Here is a 16,773-nt window from a genome sequence, read left to right as displayed (position 1 = left end):
GCTGGGGACGGCCCAGTGTAGGGATCCGGCGGGAGTGATGAGGCCGTGGGGACGGATGAGGTCTTCTGATCAGGTCGTAGGCGGTTCGATGTCGGAATCTATTCGTTTGCCCGACAGCACTGTCCGGGTGGTGGGGTGATCCTCGCCCAGGGCGTCCTGGGCCCGCCGCGCCGCCTCGGCCGCCAGTGGCTCCGCCTCCTCGGTGTGGCCGGTGGCGCGCAGACTGAGCGCCAGGTTGGAGGTGATGCCGATGGTGTCGTAGTGGTCGGGGCCCAGGATGTCGAGGAAGTACCGCTGGGCCCGCCGGTCCAGGTCGGCCGCCTCCTCGGCGAGGCCGGCCAGGGCGAGGTCGTTGGCGTGGTTGACCATGCAGCTGAGGGCGTAGGGGTGGCTCTCCCCGAGGATCCGGGACATCTGGCGCAGCGCCTCGCGGGACAGCTCGCGTGCGGAGTCCGTGTCGCCCGTCAGCCGACGGTAGACCGAGAGGTTGTTGACGCAGGCCAGCGTGACGGGGTGTTCCGCGCCCAGGTAGGCGGCGTAGCGGTCCATCGCCCGCTCGGCCAGTTCGCGTGCCCGCTGCGGTTTGCCGAGCGCGGCCAGATCGCAGGCGAGACCGCAGGCCGCGGCGAGCGTGTCCGCGTGCTCCGGGCCGTGTGCCTCGACGTACCGGGCGTGGATGTCCTCGTCGATCTTGCTGGCCTGCTCGTAGTCCCCGGAACGGCGCAGGGCCACGGCGAGGTTGCGGCGGATCCTGAGCGTCTCCATGTGGCCGTCCCCGAGGGTCTGCTCGTGCCACCGGACGGTGGTCCGCAGCAGTTCCAGCGCCTCCCGCAGGCTTCCCGTCTCGCGCAGGTCACGGGCGTAGTTGCCGGCGAACTGCAGGGAGTAGAAGTTGTCCCGGCCGCGCGCCTCGCTCTGCTGCCGGTAGGCGCGTTCGTGGAAGGCCATGGCGGCCCGGCGATCGCCCGCCAGATACTCCGACACCCCGAGGTTGTTGGTGTACATCAGCGTGCGCGGATGGTCGTCCCCCAGGACCCGCAGCGCCCCGTCGAGGGTCTGCCGGTCCAGCTCCCGGGCCTCCAGGTAGCGGCCGAGGGCGCGCAGGTCGGCGGCGACGTTCCCGGCGGCGGCGAGGGTGTGCGCGTACTCCGGGCCCTTGGTGCGCCGGAACCGCTCGAAGGTGTCCTGGTCGGTCTCGTACGCCTCCGTCAGCCTCCCCTTCGAGCGCAGGACGTTGCCGAGCTGGACCCGCAGCATCAGGGTCTGCGGGTCGTCCGGGTGCCCGATGCCGGACGTCTCCCAGCGGGTCAGCGTGCGTTGCGCGAGGTTCCGTGCGTCGGTGTGCAGGCCGCGCTTCCACAGGTAGCGCACCGAGTCGGTGATCCACTTGCGTACCTCGGGGTCCGGGCTCTCGGCGGCGTGACTCGGGCTCAGATGGGGCAGCAGTTGCGCGTAGCGGTCCCAGTCCCCGGGGATGTCGGGGTCGCCCGGGTTGGCGTCCACCAGCGCGGCGTGCACGACACCGCGGGTCTGCGGCTTGCGCTCGTCGTCGACCTCGTCGCGGATGACGGCCTGCACCAGCCTGTGCACCGTGAGGGTCTCGTTGCTCTGGTCGCTCTTCGCGAGGCCGAACCGGTTGATGGCACGCATCAGTTGGGAGATGGCCATCTCGTCGCGCGGCTCCCCCGGCGGCAGGGTGAGCGCCTTGGTGACGGCCTTGCTGTAGAGCAGCCGCAACGGGATCGGGTCGGGTCCGAAGAAGCAGCAGATCTCCAGCATCTCGGCGGCTGCCAGGTTGACCCGGCGCAGTTCGTCCACCGCGAGGCGCCAGGTCGCCGCGGCCGACTGAGGGTAGTCCCGGGCCGGTAACCGGGTGGTCTGGAGGATGTTGGTGAGGCGGTCCTTGAGCAGGGTCAGGTAGGTGGCCACCGGCATGCTGCTCTCACTGAGCCAGACGGCGGCCTGCGCGACGGCCAGTGGCAGGTCGCCCAGTTCCCTGGCGATCTCCTCGGCGTCGGAGTCCGAGAGCCCCGCGTTGAGGCGGTGCAGCAGGTCGGTGCTCTCCTGCCGCTGGAACACCTCGACCTCGACCAGCCCCGCGTCGTTCACCCACGTCCGGTCGCGCGAGCTGAGCAGGACGTGCCCGCCGGCCGGGCCCGCCGGTATCAACTCGGTCAGCTGTTCGGGGCGCCCGGCGTTGTCGAAGACCAGCAGCCACCTGTCGAAGGGCTCGCCCCGGCGCAGCGCCCTCAGCACCGACTCCGCGGTGCTCGCCACGTCCTCGCCGGTCTCCAGCCCCAGCCGGGGCGCGAGATCGGCGAGGGCCGGGCGGATCAGGCCGGGCTGCGCGGCGGGGACCCACCAGATCACGTCGTACGCCGCCTTGAAGCGGTGCGCGTACTCCTGGGTGATCTGTGTCTTGCCCATTCCGCCCAGGCCGTAGAGGACCTGTGTGGTGCTGCCGGAGGTGAAACCGTTGCGCAGCTTCTCCAGGAGCACGCCCCGGCCGGTGAACGAGACGTTCCGGGACGGCATCCGCTGCACCGTGGGCGCCGTGTCGGGGAACGGCGGTGTGGGCCTGCCGGGGACCGGGACGCCGCTGTCCGGGGCCCGGACCCGGCGGGCCGGGCCGACGACCGAGAGCAGTTGTGCTTCCGCCTCCTCGGCGGTGCAGTGGGTGAGGTCGGCGGCGGGACGTCCGCCGAAGGGGCCCCGGGCCAGGACGTCGAGCTCCTGGACGCGCACCGTCAGCAGCGTCGACCCGTCGGTGCTCTCGTGTTCTCTCAGCTGGTTCCAGATGCCCTGGGCCCGCCGCTGCGCCGTGTACTCGGGGGAGAGCAGGACGAGCAGCCGACCCTGCCCCTTCAGCACCGCGGTGACCTCGGGCAGCAGCCTGGCGTGAGGTTCGGCGGTGCTGTGCAGGGAGACCTGGTATCCGGCGGTCTCCAGCCGGGCCGTGGCCCATTCGGCCCACATGCGGTCGGCCGGGGCGTAGCTGAGATGGATGCGCGGCCACGACGTCCTGGGGTCGAAGTAGGAGGCGCGCATCTCCTGGCGCTCCTCCTCCGGGTGCGGGACGAGGGACCGCACCCGGCCGTCGGTGATCCACGCGGTGAGCCGCTCGAAGGCCGCGAGCAGGTTGCCCGGCTGGGACGGCCGGTCCCGGACGGTGGCCGGGATCTCGGCGTAGGCGTAGTACTTCTTGTACGGGATCTCGACCTCTCCCCAGTACTCGTCGTGCCGGCCCTCCGCCAGCCAGGAGAGGAACGGCGCGAACTCCAGGCGGGCCAGATCCCGGCCCCATTCGAGCAGTTCCTGCTCCCCGTCCTCGACCCGCATGGGCACGGGGAGGATCCGCACGGGGTGCCGCACCTCCGAGGCCACCGACCTCGCCACGTCGAGACCGCCCTCGATGCTCTGGTGGTTCAGCACGAACCCGTCGACGAGGACGTCCGGCATGACGGTCGTACAGATGCCTGAGATGTCGCTGATGCCGGTCCGGCTGTCGATGAGGACGTAGTCGTACGAGGCCTTCATCTCCTCGCGCAGCACCTGGAGGAAGGAGCCACCGCCGAGACGTTCGTAGAAGGCGTGCCAGTTGAAGCTGGTGACATCCGCGGAGTACGAGGGGGAGATGCGGCCCGCGGGCAGGAAGTCGAGCCGGCCACCGGACGGGAGCCGCATGTCCAGGCCGGTCGTGAACGGGCCGAGCCGGGCGTGGGAGCGCAGTTCGGCCTCCCCCATCACGGTGGTCCGCGTGCCGGGATCCGCCGGGTCCCCGGGCCGCATCACCTGTCCGACGAAGGCGTTCATCATGTTGATCAGGCCGTCGGTGTCCCGCAGCTTGGGATCGAGGAGGAACGGACGCAGGTAGCGGTGCAGTCCCGGAGCCTCCAGGTCCCAGTCGACCAGCAGTACCCGCAGGCCGTTGCTGGCCATGATCCAGCCGACGTTGACCAGGGCCATCGTGCGCCCTGTGCCACCTTTGTACGAATAGAAGGTGACGATCCTGCCCGTGCTCCGAGCCTCGGCCTCAGTCGTCATCGTCCTGATCCTTCTGCGAGGGCGGGCGATCCGGCGGCTCGGCCGGGTCGTCGGGCCGTGGCGGAGGGGGCGGGGGCGGTTCCTTCCGTCCCGGCATGGGAGGTGCCGGCGGTCCGGCGGGCAACCGGCGCGGCACCGCGTTCTCCATCAGTCTGTGCTGGGCCACGACGACCATCCGGGCCAGCCGGTCCTCGAAACGGCTCTGCTCGATCTGGACCTGGAACAGCGGATCGTAGGGGTCGTTGCGCCGCATCCAGTTGCGCCGGAAGACCTGCCGGAGGTCGGCCCACAGCTTCTCGTCGCCGGACTCCTCATCCGTCTCGTGAGAGGGCACGAGCACTCCGGTGACCGGGTGGTTCTGCCGGTCGTAGTCGGACAGCGGGGCACTGTACTGCCCTTCCCTGGCGGCCCACGCGTCGACCAGCAGCACACTCGTCTGGTTGTCGTGCCTGGCGGAGTCGAGTTTCTCGGCGAGAGTGCGGTCGACGACTTCGAGGCTGGTCGTGCACCCCTGGTCGATGATCACTCGCTGGGCGAGGTGAGCCACCGTGGGATGGACGGGAGGGTGGTAGGGCGTCCAGTCGAGCGGCGAGGGCCCGTAGTACTCGCGCCGTAACCGGCCCGTCGGCATACGGCCGGTGACGCAGGCGGCGATGAACACCCGGACGTGCCCCGTCGTGCGCGCACCGTGCCCGGTGGGTTCCCACCCCTCGAAGGGGCTGCGCACGGTGCGCAGGTCGAGATCCGGCGCCCGGGGCAGCCGGAAGAGATCGGCGGCGTACCGCACCCGCTTCGCGACGAGCCGCAGGACGGTGCGGTAGACCCGGCCGCCCGGATCGGAGCGCAGCAGGCCCATCATTCCCTGCTCCAGGTACTCCTGGCCCATGGGCTCTTCGAAGTACTGGTACTGGCCCATCTCCGGCGGCATCGCACCGTGCGGGGGCGCCCAGAGGACCGGTATGAGCGCCGGTACGTCGATGTCGGTCTGTTCGCGGTACTTCACCAGGCGGGCTTCGAAGGCCGCCCACTCCTTGCCGCAGTAGAGGCTGTTGGCGTAGGCGGGTGAGCACAGGGCCACCAGGGCGCGGCAGTGCCCGACCTCACGGCTGAGTGTTCTCTCCCAGTCCATGCCCAGGGAGATCCGCTCGACGTCGCGGAACGGCTGCTGCCCGCTGCAGTCCGCGCCCAGCTCGTCCAGCTCCGCGACCAGGTCCTCGTAGAACCGTTTGACGAAGGCGTCACCACGGTCGTCCCGGCGTGCGTAACTGAGGAAGAAGTACGGTTCCCGTTCCAACGCCACCCCTCGCCCACGTATCCGGCGGTCGACGGGCTATCGCACCGGTGAGCCGGGAATACGTGCGTGGCAACGTGATACCCCGACGGGTTCGAGGCTCAACTCGCGGCGGGGGGACGGATTTTAGTTGGCCGAAAGACGGTGAGGGCGAGGGCGGGACCGGTCGGCGTGGTCAGAGGAGAGCGGACGTGAACGCGGCGAGGTGCTCGCCGGAGGGGGACCGCACATCCCGGAGCACCGATGCGAGGACGGTGTCCGGCAGGTCCTCCAGTACATCCATAGGGAGGTCCGTGATGTCCACCAGGTCCGAGATGTACCCAGGACCGTTCATCTCTGTCAGCACCCGCAGTGCCCTTCTACATGGCACGCTTCCGACGGTGGAGCGTGCTGTTGTCCGGTGCCCCTCCGGGGCACCGGAGGCAGAGCCTACCCAGTGCCGGAGTGTCCCTTTCGGTTGGGGCGGTGCCAAGAGATTTTCGTGTCATTCCTCGTCCCGGGACACTGTCCTCCTGCCGGACTTCTGGGCCCGCCCTACATCCGGCTGAGCGAGGCCGCCGCGAACAGCACGTCCCTGATCGCCTCCCGGTCGCCGTCCTGGCCCGCCGCTGCCTCCTCCGGGGAGACATGGCCCGCCGCCAGTTGGCAGAACTCCACGCCGTCCAGGGCCACATGGGCCACCTCGTGGGCCGCCGACGGGAGGGCGGCGGGGGAGTCCAGGGGGATCAGCCATTCGCCGCCGCCCGAGCCCTCGATCTCCAGGCGGAGGCTGCGGCCCGGTTCGCCCGCCGGGACCAGGTGGCGGGTCGTGCGGCTCGGGGCGGCCAGGCCCGCCCTGCGGCGGGCCGCCAAGGCCTCCGGGAGCATGCGGGCCGCCAGGTCGATCATGCCGTACAGGTGGCGTGGGGCCGGCGGGTCGTAGGGGTAGTCGACCGCCTCCGCGATGTCGCCCGCGTGCACCCAGCACTCGAAGGCGCGGTCCAGCATCGCGTCGTGCAACGGCAGTTCGAAGTCGCCGTACGGCACCGGCAGCCTGCCCGAGCCGTCGCCCGCGAAGGAGACCGTGCGGACGATGTTGTGGCTCTGCTCCCGCCAGGGGATCCGGACCGAGCGCGTCGGCGGGAAGTACGACGCCCGCCAGTACGCCTCCGTGCGGCCCGCCGGGGTCGTCGCCTGCGGTGTCCGCTGCTCGCCCGTGACCGGGTCGTCCAGGCCCAGCGCCACCGCGACCATGCCGTCCACGCTCAGCAGATGCGCGATGACACCGGCGACCGTCGTCCGGCGGCTCGTCTGCTCGTCGCCCTCGAACCAGCGCAGCCGCACGGGCGCGTGCCATTCCGCGTCGCCGAAGTCCTGGAGCAGGGCGTCCAGGCGGGCGGTCTCCGCGTCGTACGGAGTCGCCCACTCCGGCACCGGGATGCGCGGCGGGCGGCGCTCCAGGCAGCCCTCCAGGACGCGGGTGCGCAGGGTCGGGTCCAGGTCCAGGGGTTCCGGGCGCTGGAGCAGTTCCACCGCCTCCCGGAGGCGCCGTGCCTCGTCCGCGCACGACCCGCACTCCCCGAGGTGCTCCTCCACCGCCAGCGTCTCCTCCGGCGCGCACGCGGCCAGCGCCCACGCCCCGAGCAGCGACCTCAGCACGTCGTGTTCCAGGACCAGGGGCGCGGGGGGCGCGGGAGGTGCGGAGGCTACGGGGAGTACGTCGGGTGATTCGGGCAGGGGGCCTCCCGTGTCCTCCACCGACGAGCGCGGCATCGGTATGCGGGGCGGGCCCTCGCCGGGGCCCGGTGCCTTGCCGTCCCCGTTGTCCTGCCCGTTCCCGTTCCCGTTCCCGTTGTCGTTGCCGGGGTTCTGGGGGCCGTACCCCTCCCAGTCCCCGTCCTCGTGTCCCGCGCCGCTCACACCGCACCCCCGTATTCGGGAGGTGCTCCTGGCGCGCCGGTGTCGTGGGCCGTGGACAGGAGCTGGAGGCCCAGGCGGAGGCGGCGGCGGGCCTCGGCCTCGGTGACGCCCAGGTCGACGGCGGTCTGGCGGTAGTCGCGGCGGTCGAAGTACGCCAGCTCCAGGGCGGCGCGCAGCGGGGCCGGCATCGACGTGACGATGTAGTCCGCGCGGGCGGCGACCGAGGCACGGCGCACCCGGCGTTCCAGTTCCTCCAGGGCTCTCGGCGAGCCGGTGCCGCCGGTCGCCTCCGGGGCGTCCGCGTCCGTGCCGGCCAGTGCCGCCGTCTCCGTCTGGCGCAGGCGCTGTACCGCGAGGCGGTGGGTCAGGGCGGCCAGCCAGGAGCGCAGGGGGCCCTGCTTGGGGTCGTAGGCGTCGGGGTGCTGCCAGACATGGGCGAAGACCTCGCGGGTGATCCGGTCGGCGGCCTCCTCGTCGTCCAGGACGCGGTGGGCGAGGCCGTGGACCAGCGAGGCGAACCGGTCGTACAGCTCACCGAGCGCCGCCGCCTCCCCGCGCGCGAGCCGCTGCTGCATCTTGCGGTCCCAGCGGGGCGGTGTGTCCCTCTTCGCCATGCGGTCCCTTCACCCCTTCCCGTACAGCCGTCCAGGTCCGGCGGTTGCCCGCCCTCTTCTCGAATGTAGTCGGCCCCTCTGACAGCCCACTCCGCTTTGGGGCATTGTGCGCTCGCCGAGACGCCCTGGATGGTAGAGAAGCAGCGCAGATCGACCGAGTTTGAGCTAATAAGCGTCATCTTCGATCGAACAGGATCACGGGTGACCGAAACAAGTCCCCTGCAAACCGCTTGCAAGTCTCTTGCGATCCAGGGCGAGTAGATGTGCGGTGTTTCATGGCACGGCTACTGGGCAGCCGCGTCGACAGGAAGCGTAGGAGAGGCTTCCGTTTCCGTCGGACGAGTCGGAGTCGGACGAGTCGAACGAGAGGCGTGATGGTGGCGTTCAAGGTGACCGACGGCGAGCGCGGCGGCTGGACCGTGCTTCAGGTGTCCGGCGAGATGGACCTGGTCACCTCACCCGAGCTGCGCCAGCGGGTGCACGGCGCGGTGGCCGAGGGGCGCCACCGCATCGTCCTCGACCTCTCCGAGGTCGTCTTCTGCGACTCCAGCGGCGTCGGCGTCCTCATCGCCACCCGCCGCCTGCTGCGCTCCTGCCAGGGTCGGCTTCGGCTGATCCTGCCCGCGCAGGGCATCGCGGACAACGCCCACGCGCACCACGTCAACCGGGTCCTCGGCGCCCTCGGCGTACGCCGCCTCTTCGACGTCTACGCGGACCTCGCCACCGCCGCCGACGAGGCCGCCGTCCCGCTCACGGCGCCCACCCACGTGTGACCGCGCCCGTCGTCACCCCCTTACCGGCCTCCCCGCGCGCGTGACGCCGTTGTCCCGGAATTTCCCCGGTCTTGGTACAGGCGCCGCCTTCCCGACCCGTTCCCGCCCCGGTTGTCACCCGCGCGTCGTACGCTCCGTGCGAGAAACACCCCGGAACACCCCGACGCAGACGCAAGACGCAGACGCGAGACGCAGACCTAAGGCAGGCCCGAAAGACATGCCCACCTCCGAGTACGGGCGGAAGATCGCAGCCCGGTTCGCCACCTTCGACCAGGACGGCAACGGCTACATCGACCGCGAGGACTTCAACGTCGCGGCGAAGGCGCTGCTCGCCGAGTTCGGCACCCCCGCCCGGTCCGACAAGGGCCAGGCCCTCTACGGCGGCGCCGAGGCCTTCTGGCAGGGCATGGCGGGGATAGCGGACCGGGACGGCGACCAGCGGATCACCCGCGACGAGTTCGTCAACGGCGCCGTCAAGCGGCTGCGCGACAACCCCGCCCGGTTCGCCGAGATCGCCCGTCCCTTCCTGCACGCGGCCCTCGCCGTCGCGGACCCGGACAGCGACGGCGCCGCCACCGTCGGGGACACCGTGCGCGTCCTCAGGGCGCTCGGCGTGCCCGAGGAGATCGCCGCCACGGCCGCCGCGACCCTCGACACCGACGCGGACGGCCGGGTCGGCGAGACGGAGATCGTCGACGCCTTCGCCCGCTACTTCACCGTCCCCGACTCGGAGACGGACACGGGCTCCGCCGCCGAATAGCGCTCGCGCAGCTTGTACTTGAGCACCTTGCGCAGGGTCTCCCCCCGAGGAAGGGCGTCCACCACCTCGAGCCGCTCCGGCAGCTTGTGGACCGACAGCCCTTCCGAGCGCAGGTACGAGGTCAGCGCGCCCAGCGTCAACTCCCCGGCCCCGTCGGGCTGTTCCACCACCGCGCAGACCAACTCCCCGCGCTCCGTGTCCGGCAGCCCGACCACGGCGACGTCCTGGACGCCGGGGTGCGTGTGCAGCAGGTCCTCGATCTCCTTGGCGGAGATGTTCTCGCCCTTGCGGATGATCACGTCCTTCAGCCGCCCGGTGAGGATCAGATGGCCGCTCGCCGTCACCTCACCGAGGTCACCGGTGCGCAGGAACCCGTCCGCGTCGAACGCCTCCGCGCTCTGCGCCGGGTCGAGATAGCCCTGGCAGACCGCCTCGCCGCGCAGCCGCACCTCCCCGTCGACGATCCGGATCTCCATGCCCGCCGGGGGCCTGCCCTCGGTCGTCGCGAGATTGTCGACCGTGTCGTCCGGCGACCCCATGGTGATCATCGGCACCTCGGTCATGCCGTACCCGTGCGTGAGCTGCACCCCCATCTCCCGTACGACGGAGTGGTACACCTCCGGCGGCTTCGGCGCCCCGCCGCCCGCGAGCAGCCGCAGCGACGGGATCACCGGCACGCCCGGCTGCTTGCGCTGCTCGGCGAGGAACATGGAGTAGAAGGCCGTCGACCCGCCCGCCACCGTCACCCCGTGTGCGCGGTACTCCGCCAGCGCGTCCGGCAGCGCGAACTGCTCGAACAGCACCGCGGGGAAGCCGTACAGCAGCAGCATCACCGTGTAGTCGGGGCCCGCGATGTGCGCGTACGGGAAGGCCATCGACCCCACGTCGTCGGCCGTGAGGTGCAGCGCGTGGGCCAGGCAGGAGCCGCCCGCGATCAGCGAACGGTCCGTGTGGAGCACGCCCTTGGGGTCCGAGGTGGTGCCCGAGGTCCAGTAGATCCAGCGTACGGACGTGCCCTCGGCCGGCGGCGCGGGCAGCACCGCCGGGTCTCCCTCGGGCAGTTCCCCGTACGCCTCGAAGACGCCCTTCGCGCCGAGCCGTCCGGCCATCTCCGTGTGGTCGAAGCCGCGCCAGGCGCCCGGGACCGCGAAGTACTCCGCCTTCGACTCCCGCAGGGCGAAGCCGACTTCGCGGTCCCGGTAGAAGGGGATCACCGGCGACTGGACGGCGCCGAGCCGGGCCAGCGCGAAGGAGAACACGGCCGTCTCGATCCGGGTGGGCAGCTGCCAGGCGACGACCGTGCCGGGGCGTACGCCCATGCCGTACAGGCCCGCCGCCACCCGCTCGGCGCTGTCGTGCAGCCCGCCGAAGGTCAGGGTGCGGTCCTCCTGGAGGAACACGGGCCGGTCCGGGGTGAGTTCGGCGCGGCGGGCGACCAGCTCCCAGAGGGTACGGGCCGAACCCAGGGCGTGTGCGGTGTCGACGTCGGTCACGTGGCTGCCCCCTGCTGGCTGACGAAGCGCGTTAGCTGACGAACAGTCAGATCGTGCGGGGAGCGTAGGGCTTGACGCCTTGTCGGTCCATAGGCGCGGGACTAACCTTCTAGGGGCGGCCAGAACTGACGGTCCGTCAGATAATCAAGTCAGTCACCCATCGGCCAGGCGGAGGGGACCCATGACCGAACTGCCCCGCATCATCAGCGTCGACGACCACGTGATCGAACCCGCGCACCTCTTCGAGACCTGGCTCCCGGCCAAGTACCGCGACCGGGGCCCCAAGCCCTTCACCGCCGGAATCGGCGAACTGGCCTACGTGGGCGGCAAGTACCGGATCACGACCGACCCCGAAGGACCGGTCACCGACTGGTGGCAGTACGAGGACCTGCAGTTCCCGTACAAGCGGATCATCGCGGCCGTCGGCTTCTCCCGGGACGAGATGACTCTCGACGGCATCACCCGCGAGCAGATGCGGCGCGGCTGCTGGGACCCCAAGGCCCGCCTCGCCGATATGGACCTCAACCATGTCGAGGGCTCCCTCTGCTTCCCCACCTTCCCGCGCTTCTGCGGGCAGACCTTCGCCGAGGCGCGGGACAAGGAGGTCGCCCTCGCCTGCGTCCGCGCCTACAACGACTGGATGGTCGAGGAGTGGTGCGGCGACAGCGGTGGCCGGCTCATTCCGCTGTGCCTGATCCCGCTGTGGGACGTCGAGTTGGCGGTCGCGGAGATCCGGCGCAACGCCGCACGCGGGGTCCGCGCGGTGACGTTCTCCGAGATCCCGACGCACCTCGGACTGCCCTCGATCCACTCCGGTTACTGGGACCCCTTCTTCGCGGTGTGCGAGGAGACCGGCACGGTCGTCAACATGCACATCGGCAGCAGCAGCCAGATGCCCGCCGCCTCCCCGGACGCCCCGCCCGCCGTCCAGGCCTCGCTGAGCTTCAACAACGCGATGGCGTCGATGATGGACTTCCTTTTCAGCGGGGTGCTGGTGAAGTTCCCGGCGCTCAAACTCGCCTACAGCGAAGGGCAGATGGGCTGGATTCCGTACGCCCTGGAGCGCGCCGACGACGTGTGGGAGGAGCACCGCGCCTGGGGCGGCGTGCGGGACCTCATCCCCGAACCCCCCTCCACGTACTACTACCGGCAGATCTTCTGCTGCTTCTTCCGCGACAAGCACGGCGTCGCCTCGATCGACGTCGTCGGCCGGGACAACGCCACCTTCGAGACCGACTACCCGCACGTCGACTCGACTTTCCCGCACACCAAGGAGGTTGCCCTCGACCATGTGAAGGGCCTCGACGACGAGACCGTCTACAAGCTGATGCGCGGCAACGCCATCCGCATGCTCGGCCTCGACCTGGACAAGTAGTGGACCTCACGGACACGCCCCAAGAGGCGGAATTCCGGGCCAGGTTGCGGGAGTGGCTGGCCAAGGCGCTCCCCTCCCTCCCGGACAGACCTTCTCCGGACGACTGGCCCGGGCGGCGCGCGTACGACCTCGGCTGGCAGCGGACGCTCTACGACGCCGGGTACGGCGAGGTGCACTGGGGCGCCGAACCCGCCGTACGGATGATCTTCCTGGAGGAGACCGAGAAGGCCGGTGCGCCCTATGTGGGCGCCAACTTCGTCGGGTTGCTGCACGCCGGGCCGACCATCGCCGCCGAGGGGACCGAGGAGCAGAAGGCGCGCTGGCTGCCGCCGGTGCTGCGCGGCGAGGAGGTCTGGTGCCAGGGCTTCAGCGAGCCGGACGCCGGTTCGGACCTCGCCGCACTGCGCACCCGCGCCCGGCGCGACGGCGACGACTATGTGGTGAGCGGCTCGAAGATCTGGACCTCGCACGCCGAAGTCGCCGACTGGTGCGAGCTGTTGGTCCGCACCGACCCCGACGCGCCCAAGCACCGGGGGATCACCTGGCTCGCCATGCCGATGGACGCGCCGGGCATCACCGTACGGCCGCTGCGCACGCTCGCCGGGTCCAACGAGTTCGCCGAGGTCTTCCTCGACGAGGTCCGGGTGCCGGTGGCCAACCGGGTCGGCGCGGAGAACGACGGCTGGCGCGTGACCATGGTGACGCTCTCCTTCGAACGCGGCACGGCGTTCGTCGGCGAGGTGGTCGCCTGCCGTCGCGTGCTCGGCGAACTCGCCCTGGCCGCACGGGAGAACGGCCGCTGGGACGACCCCGTGCTCCGCCGCAGGCTCGGACGCCTCAACGCCGAGTTCCGGGCGCTGTGGCGGCTCACGCAGTGGAACGTGAGCGACTCGGTTCCCGGGGTCGGCGGCTCGGTCTTCAAGCTGCGCTACTCGCACGCCCGGCAGGAGCTGTACGAGGCGGCGGCCGAGGTGCTGGGCGACCCGGCGGCGCTCGACCTCGAACAGCCCTGGGTGCTCGACCGGTTGTCCTCCCTCTCCTACACGATCGCCGCCGGCACCTCCCAGATCCAGCACAACATCGTGGCCGAGCGGGTTCTCGGCCTGCCGAAGGGGCGGTGATCTCGCACATGCGCTTCCAACTCACCGAGGACCAGCGGGCGTTGAGGACGGGCGTACGGGAGTTGCTGACCGCCCGCTTCGGGCGCGAGCGGCTGCGGGCGGCCATGGCGGACGCACCCGCCCTCGACCGGGACCTGTGGCGGGAGTTGGGGGACGCCGGGTTCTTCGCGCTGCGGCTGCCGGAGGCGGCGGGCGGGGTCGGACTCGGGCTGCCCGAGGCGGTGTTGGCCTTCGAGGAGGCCGGGCGCGTACTGCTGCCCGGGCCGCTGATCGCCACCCAGCTCGCGGCGGGCACCGTACCGGGCGCGGCGACCGGGGAGACGGTGGTGACCGACGTCGACACGGGCGGGACGGTGGAGTGGCTGGCCGCCGCCGACGTCGTCCGAGGGGACGCCGAAGGGGCCGTATCCGTACGGTCCGTGGACCCGCTCACGCCGCTGCACCGGGTGCCCGTCCAGGACTCCGGCGCCGCAGTCGACGTACCGCTGAAGTCGCTTCTCACCGCCGCCGAGCAGCTCGGGACCGGCGCACGGGTGGTCGAGCTGGCCGTGGAACACGCGCGGACCCGGGAGCAGTTCGGGCGGCCGATCGGGGCGTTCCAGGCGGTGCAGCAGTTGTGTGCCGGGATGCTGGTGCGGGTCGAGGTGGCGCGGGCGGTGGTGTACGCGGCGGCCGTCACCGGTGATCCGGCGGACATCGCGGCGGCCCGGCTGCTCGCCGACGAGGCGGCCGTGCACGGCGCCCGGGACTGCCTCCAGGTGCACGGAGGGATGGGCTTCACCTGGGAGTCGGACGTCCATCTGTATCTGAAACGGGCCTGGGTACGGGCCCGGCGCCCCGGTTCCGTCACGGAGTGTGAGGAGCTGCTCGCCGCCGGGTTACTGGCCGAGGCGGGGTGAGCGGGGGCCGGAGCTGGGCGGGTGGCGGGAGCTGGCCGAGGGTGGCCGGATTCATGTCGCGGATCGTGGCGTGATGGAAGTGTGATCGAGTCGATTCGCGGTCACGGAGAGTCGATACCGGGTTGTGTCCTTCGGACGACTCGTCACGGCCCGGAGTCGCGTGTTCGCTCCGGTACCTTTTGTGGGATGCGAGTGGTTCCGAGGTCGAGCCGTCCCGGTGTTGCCCCTGAGGCGGCCCCGGATCCGGCGGTGCGCGCCGCTCGTGGGGCGGGCCGGAGCTCCTTACCCGCCTGTTCGACTTCGCGCGGCGAGCGTCGCACAGTATCCCGCAGGCGTACTCCTTCGCGTTGGAATATGCCCGAAGCGCTTGTTGGGGTGACTGTACGTCAACCATGCTTTCTCGTAAGGGACTCACGTTCCGTGATCCCTGATCTGGCCGTTGGCCCAGCCGTTGTTCTGGGCATGCAGAAAATGGCTACGATCGTGGCCCTCGTGCGGCGCGAGGCGATGTGTCCGCCGGTTCGGATGGTGTGAGCGGTGCAGGTGCTTCAAGTGCAGCTGGAGATCCGGCCCGACCCCGCGGAGGTGGGGCGGGCCCGGAGATGGGCGCGGTCACGGCTTGCCGGGTCCGGGGTGGCGGACGACGAGCCGCTGTCCGAGACGCTGATCCTCCTGGTCTCCGAGCTGGTCACCAACGCGGTGGTGCACACCGGGTGTCCGGCCGTGCTGCGGCTGTCCTTCCAGGGCCCCCCGGGCCCCCCGGGCGCACCGGCCGCGCCGGGCGGCCCCGGCGCGCAGGAGACGCCCGGTGGGTTCGTCCGCCTTGAGGTCGCCGACCTGAGCCCCTGCGCGCCCGAGCCCCGGCATGCCGACGGCGACGACACCAACGGTCGCGGCCTGGAGCTGGTCGACGGCCTCGCCGACCGGTGGGGCTGGAGCCCCGAGGGCCTCGGCAAGCGCATCTGGTGCGAGCTGGACCGATGTCCGGCGCCGCCCGTGCCGTACGGAGGCGGCGACGGGGCCGGGGCCGCGGCCACCACCACGGCGGCCACCGCTTCCGCGTACGGGGGCATGGCGGCGTACGAAGCCGTGTGAGGCCGCGTGAGGCCGTGTGGGACGAGGGCCTGTTGGCGTCCTGTTGATCCGGCGCTCAGTGGGGCACCGGCGCAGAAACGCCGGTTTTCCGGGCCGGGTGTGGTGCGGTGCGCCGGGGTGTGCCCCTGTGCGCGGCCCCGGCGAAACGGGCTTAAGTGATAAATCTCCGAACGGGTGTTGACGTGACGTGACCAGGTGAACACGCTTGTGTCCAGCGCGATCCGCCGGAGGGGACGGCGAGGGCTTGGTGACGGGAGCCCTCGGCGAGTGCGGATCGTGGTTCGGCGTCGACCGCCTCGGGGCCACCGGGGGGTGGGGCGGGAACGCCGACGGCGGGTGGCGGCGCGCGATGTGCCGTACTTGGGGTGGGCGATGGCGTGCCGCCGGCCGGCCGAGGAGAAGGGCTGGAAGGGCCTGGGGGAGGGCCCGGACGGCCTAGAGGATTGCCACGGGTGCCACGGGACTGCCCGTGGCACCCGTGAACGGTTCCGGGGTCGCCGACAGCAGGAACGCGTACCGCTCCTCTTGTCCACAGGCTGTGGACAACTCTTCGAGATTCCAGTTCTGGCCCTGCGGCATCCCCATCTCCACCAGGTCGAGCGCGTGCACGGGCAGCCAGAGATCCTCCGACTCCGGCGGAAATATCTCGAAGGTCAGCGTGTCGTTCGCGACCGCCGCGACGTCCCGCGCGTGGAACCACTCCGGCGTACGGATCGACAGCCCGGGCGACGGATACATGTACGCCTGCTTGTCCCCGGCCAGATAGGTCTGGATCTGCCCGGTCCGTACGAGCACGATGTCACCGGCACGCACGCGCGTGCCCGCCAGTTCCTCCGCCGCCTCCAGGTCCTCCGGGGTGACCGCGTGCCCCCCGCCGAGCCGGTCGACGCCCCGCGCGCGGGCCACGTCCAGCAGCACCCCGCGCGAGACGACGTGCCGCGCCTTGTCGATCCCGACGAACTCGGCACCGGAGTGCGCGGTGATGCTGCTCGCCGGACGGCCGTTGTAGAGCTTCCCGGAGTGCGAGGCGTGCGCGAGCGCGTCCCAGTGGGTCGCGGCCTGGAGGCCGAGGGTCACCAGGTCGTCGCTGGTCGCGACGGCGTCGCCCGGCGGCCCGAACAGCTCCTGGTTGATCTGCACCATCGCGTGCACGGGGTTCAGCCGGCCCGGGATCGCCCCGGTCTGCACCCCGTCCTGCTGCAGGGGCAGCGCGAGCGGGACCCGGCGGCCGGTACGGACGGTCGCGGCGGCCTCGCGGACGACCTGGTCGGTGATGAGGTTGAGGGTGCCGATCTCGTCGGCGGCCCCCCAACGCCCCCAGTTGTTCACGCGTTTGGCGATGGCCTGGAACTCGGCCGGCAATGACATGAGTCCGGTTCCTTCCTGGAGACCGGTTCCTCCCTGGGGAC

Annotated in this window: 13 protein-coding genes; 6 read left to right on the top strand and 7 right to left on the bottom strand. The window is 71.1% G+C overall.

The features are described from left to right. Positions 1-69: 69 nt before the first annotated feature. The 5 genes from fxsT to CW359_RS27790 all read right to left on the bottom strand — a co-directional run bounded on the left by fxsT (position 70) and on the right by CW359_RS27790 (position 7,848). Entirely contained in the window at positions 70-4,044 is a 3,975-nt protein-coding gene (fxsT, locus tag CW359_RS27810; RefSeq protein WP_105972898.1) for an FxSxx-COOH system tetratricopeptide repeat protein, read from the bottom strand. Next, a complete protein-coding gene (locus CW359_RS27805) occupies positions 4,034-5,344 on the bottom strand; it encodes a TIR-like protein FxsC (RefSeq protein ID WP_232838627.1) in 1,311 nt (436 codons plus the stop codon). Before CW359_RS27805 ends, fxsT begins: the two co-directional genes overlap by 11 nt. Positions 5,345-5,510: 166 nt before the next feature. Further along, positions 5,511-5,669: an FxSxx-COOH cyclophane-containing RiPP peptide gene (gene fxsA / locus CW359_RS27800; RefSeq protein ID WP_105972970.1), complete on the bottom strand. Its 159-nt coding sequence runs from the start codon at positions 5,667-5,669 to the stop codon at positions 5,511-5,513. Positions 5,670-5,869: 200 nt separating this feature from the next. Beyond that, on the bottom strand, positions 5,870-7,249 hold the full coding sequence (locus CW359_RS27795) for a maleylpyruvate isomerase N-terminal domain-containing protein (RefSeq protein ID WP_408647527.1): 1,380 nt from the start codon (positions 7,247-7,249) through the stop codon (positions 5,870-5,872). After that, the gene (locus CW359_RS27790) at positions 7,231-7,848 is read right to left on the bottom strand and encodes a sigma-70 family RNA polymerase sigma factor (RefSeq protein ID WP_105972896.1); all 618 of its coding nucleotides are present in this window, start codon (positions 7,846-7,848) and stop codon (positions 7,231-7,233) included. The genes CW359_RS27795 and CW359_RS27790 overlap by 19 nt, the downstream gene beginning before the upstream one ends. A gap of 371 nt (positions 7,849-8,219) precedes the next feature. Here CW359_RS27790 and CW359_RS27785 point away from each other — a divergent pair, with 371 nt between their 5' ends. Continuing rightward, positions 8,220-8,621 (top strand): STAS domain-containing protein, encoded by a 402-nt coding sequence (locus tag CW359_RS27785; protein ID WP_105972895.1) that lies wholly within the window; start codon positions 8,220-8,222, stop codon positions 8,619-8,621. Positions 8,622-8,838: 217 nt separating this feature from the next. Further along, positions 8,839-9,381 carry an EF-hand domain-containing protein gene (locus CW359_RS27780; protein ID WP_105972894.1) on the top strand — a complete coding sequence of 181 codons (543 nt, stop codon included), beginning with the start codon at positions 8,839-8,841 and terminating at the stop codon, positions 9,379-9,381. On the opposite strand, the gene CW359_RS27775 is transcribed toward CW359_RS27780, so the two are convergent. Continuing rightward, positions 9,330-10,874 (bottom strand): class I adenylate-forming enzyme family protein, encoded by a 1,545-nt coding sequence (locus CW359_RS27775; protein WP_105972893.1) that lies wholly within the window; start codon positions 10,872-10,874, stop codon positions 9,330-9,332. The genes CW359_RS27780 and CW359_RS27775 overlap by 52 nt on opposite strands. A 181-nt stretch (positions 10,875-11,055) precedes the next feature. Between CW359_RS27775 and CW359_RS27770 the strand changes: the two genes are divergently transcribed. The 4 genes from CW359_RS27770 to CW359_RS27750 all read left to right on the top strand — a co-directional run bounded on the left by CW359_RS27770 (position 11,056) and on the right by CW359_RS27750 (position 15,364). Further along, positions 11,056-12,249 (top strand): amidohydrolase family protein, encoded by a 1,194-nt coding sequence (locus tag CW359_RS27770; RefSeq protein ID WP_105972892.1) that lies wholly within the window; start codon positions 11,056-11,058, stop codon positions 12,247-12,249. Further along, positions 12,249-13,370: an acyl-CoA dehydrogenase gene (locus CW359_RS27765; protein ID WP_105972891.1), complete on the top strand. Its 1,122-nt coding sequence runs from the start codon at positions 12,249-12,251 to the stop codon at positions 13,368-13,370. Before CW359_RS27770 ends, CW359_RS27765 begins: the two co-directional genes overlap by 1 nt. 8 nt (positions 13,371-13,378) lie before the next feature. After that, positions 13,379-14,269: an acyl-CoA dehydrogenase family protein gene (locus CW359_RS27760; RefSeq protein ID WP_105972969.1), complete on the top strand. Its 891-nt coding sequence runs from the start codon at positions 13,379-13,381 to the stop codon at positions 14,267-14,269. A 537-nt stretch (positions 14,270-14,806) separates the two neighbouring features. Then, a complete protein-coding gene (locus CW359_RS27750) occupies positions 14,807-15,364 on the top strand; it encodes an ATP-binding protein (RefSeq protein WP_105972889.1) in 558 nt (185 codons plus the stop codon). A gap of 435 nt (positions 15,365-15,799) precedes the next feature. Here the strand turns inward: CW359_RS27750 and CW359_RS27745 are convergent, their stop codons facing one another. Next, the gene (locus CW359_RS27745) at positions 15,800-16,732 is read right to left on the bottom strand and encodes a cyclase family protein (protein ID WP_105972888.1); all 933 of its coding nucleotides are present in this window, start codon (positions 16,730-16,732) and stop codon (positions 15,800-15,802) included. Between the last annotated feature and the right edge of the window lie 41 nt (positions 16,733-16,773).

Origin of the sequence: Streptomyces geranii (assembly GCF_002954775.1) — a bacterium.
GTDB lineage: Bacteria > Actinomycetota > Actinomycetes > Streptomycetales > Streptomycetaceae > Streptomyces > Streptomyces geranii.
The sequence above is the reverse complement of the archived record's forward strand: the minus strand, read 5'-3'. Positions and strand labels throughout refer to the sequence as shown.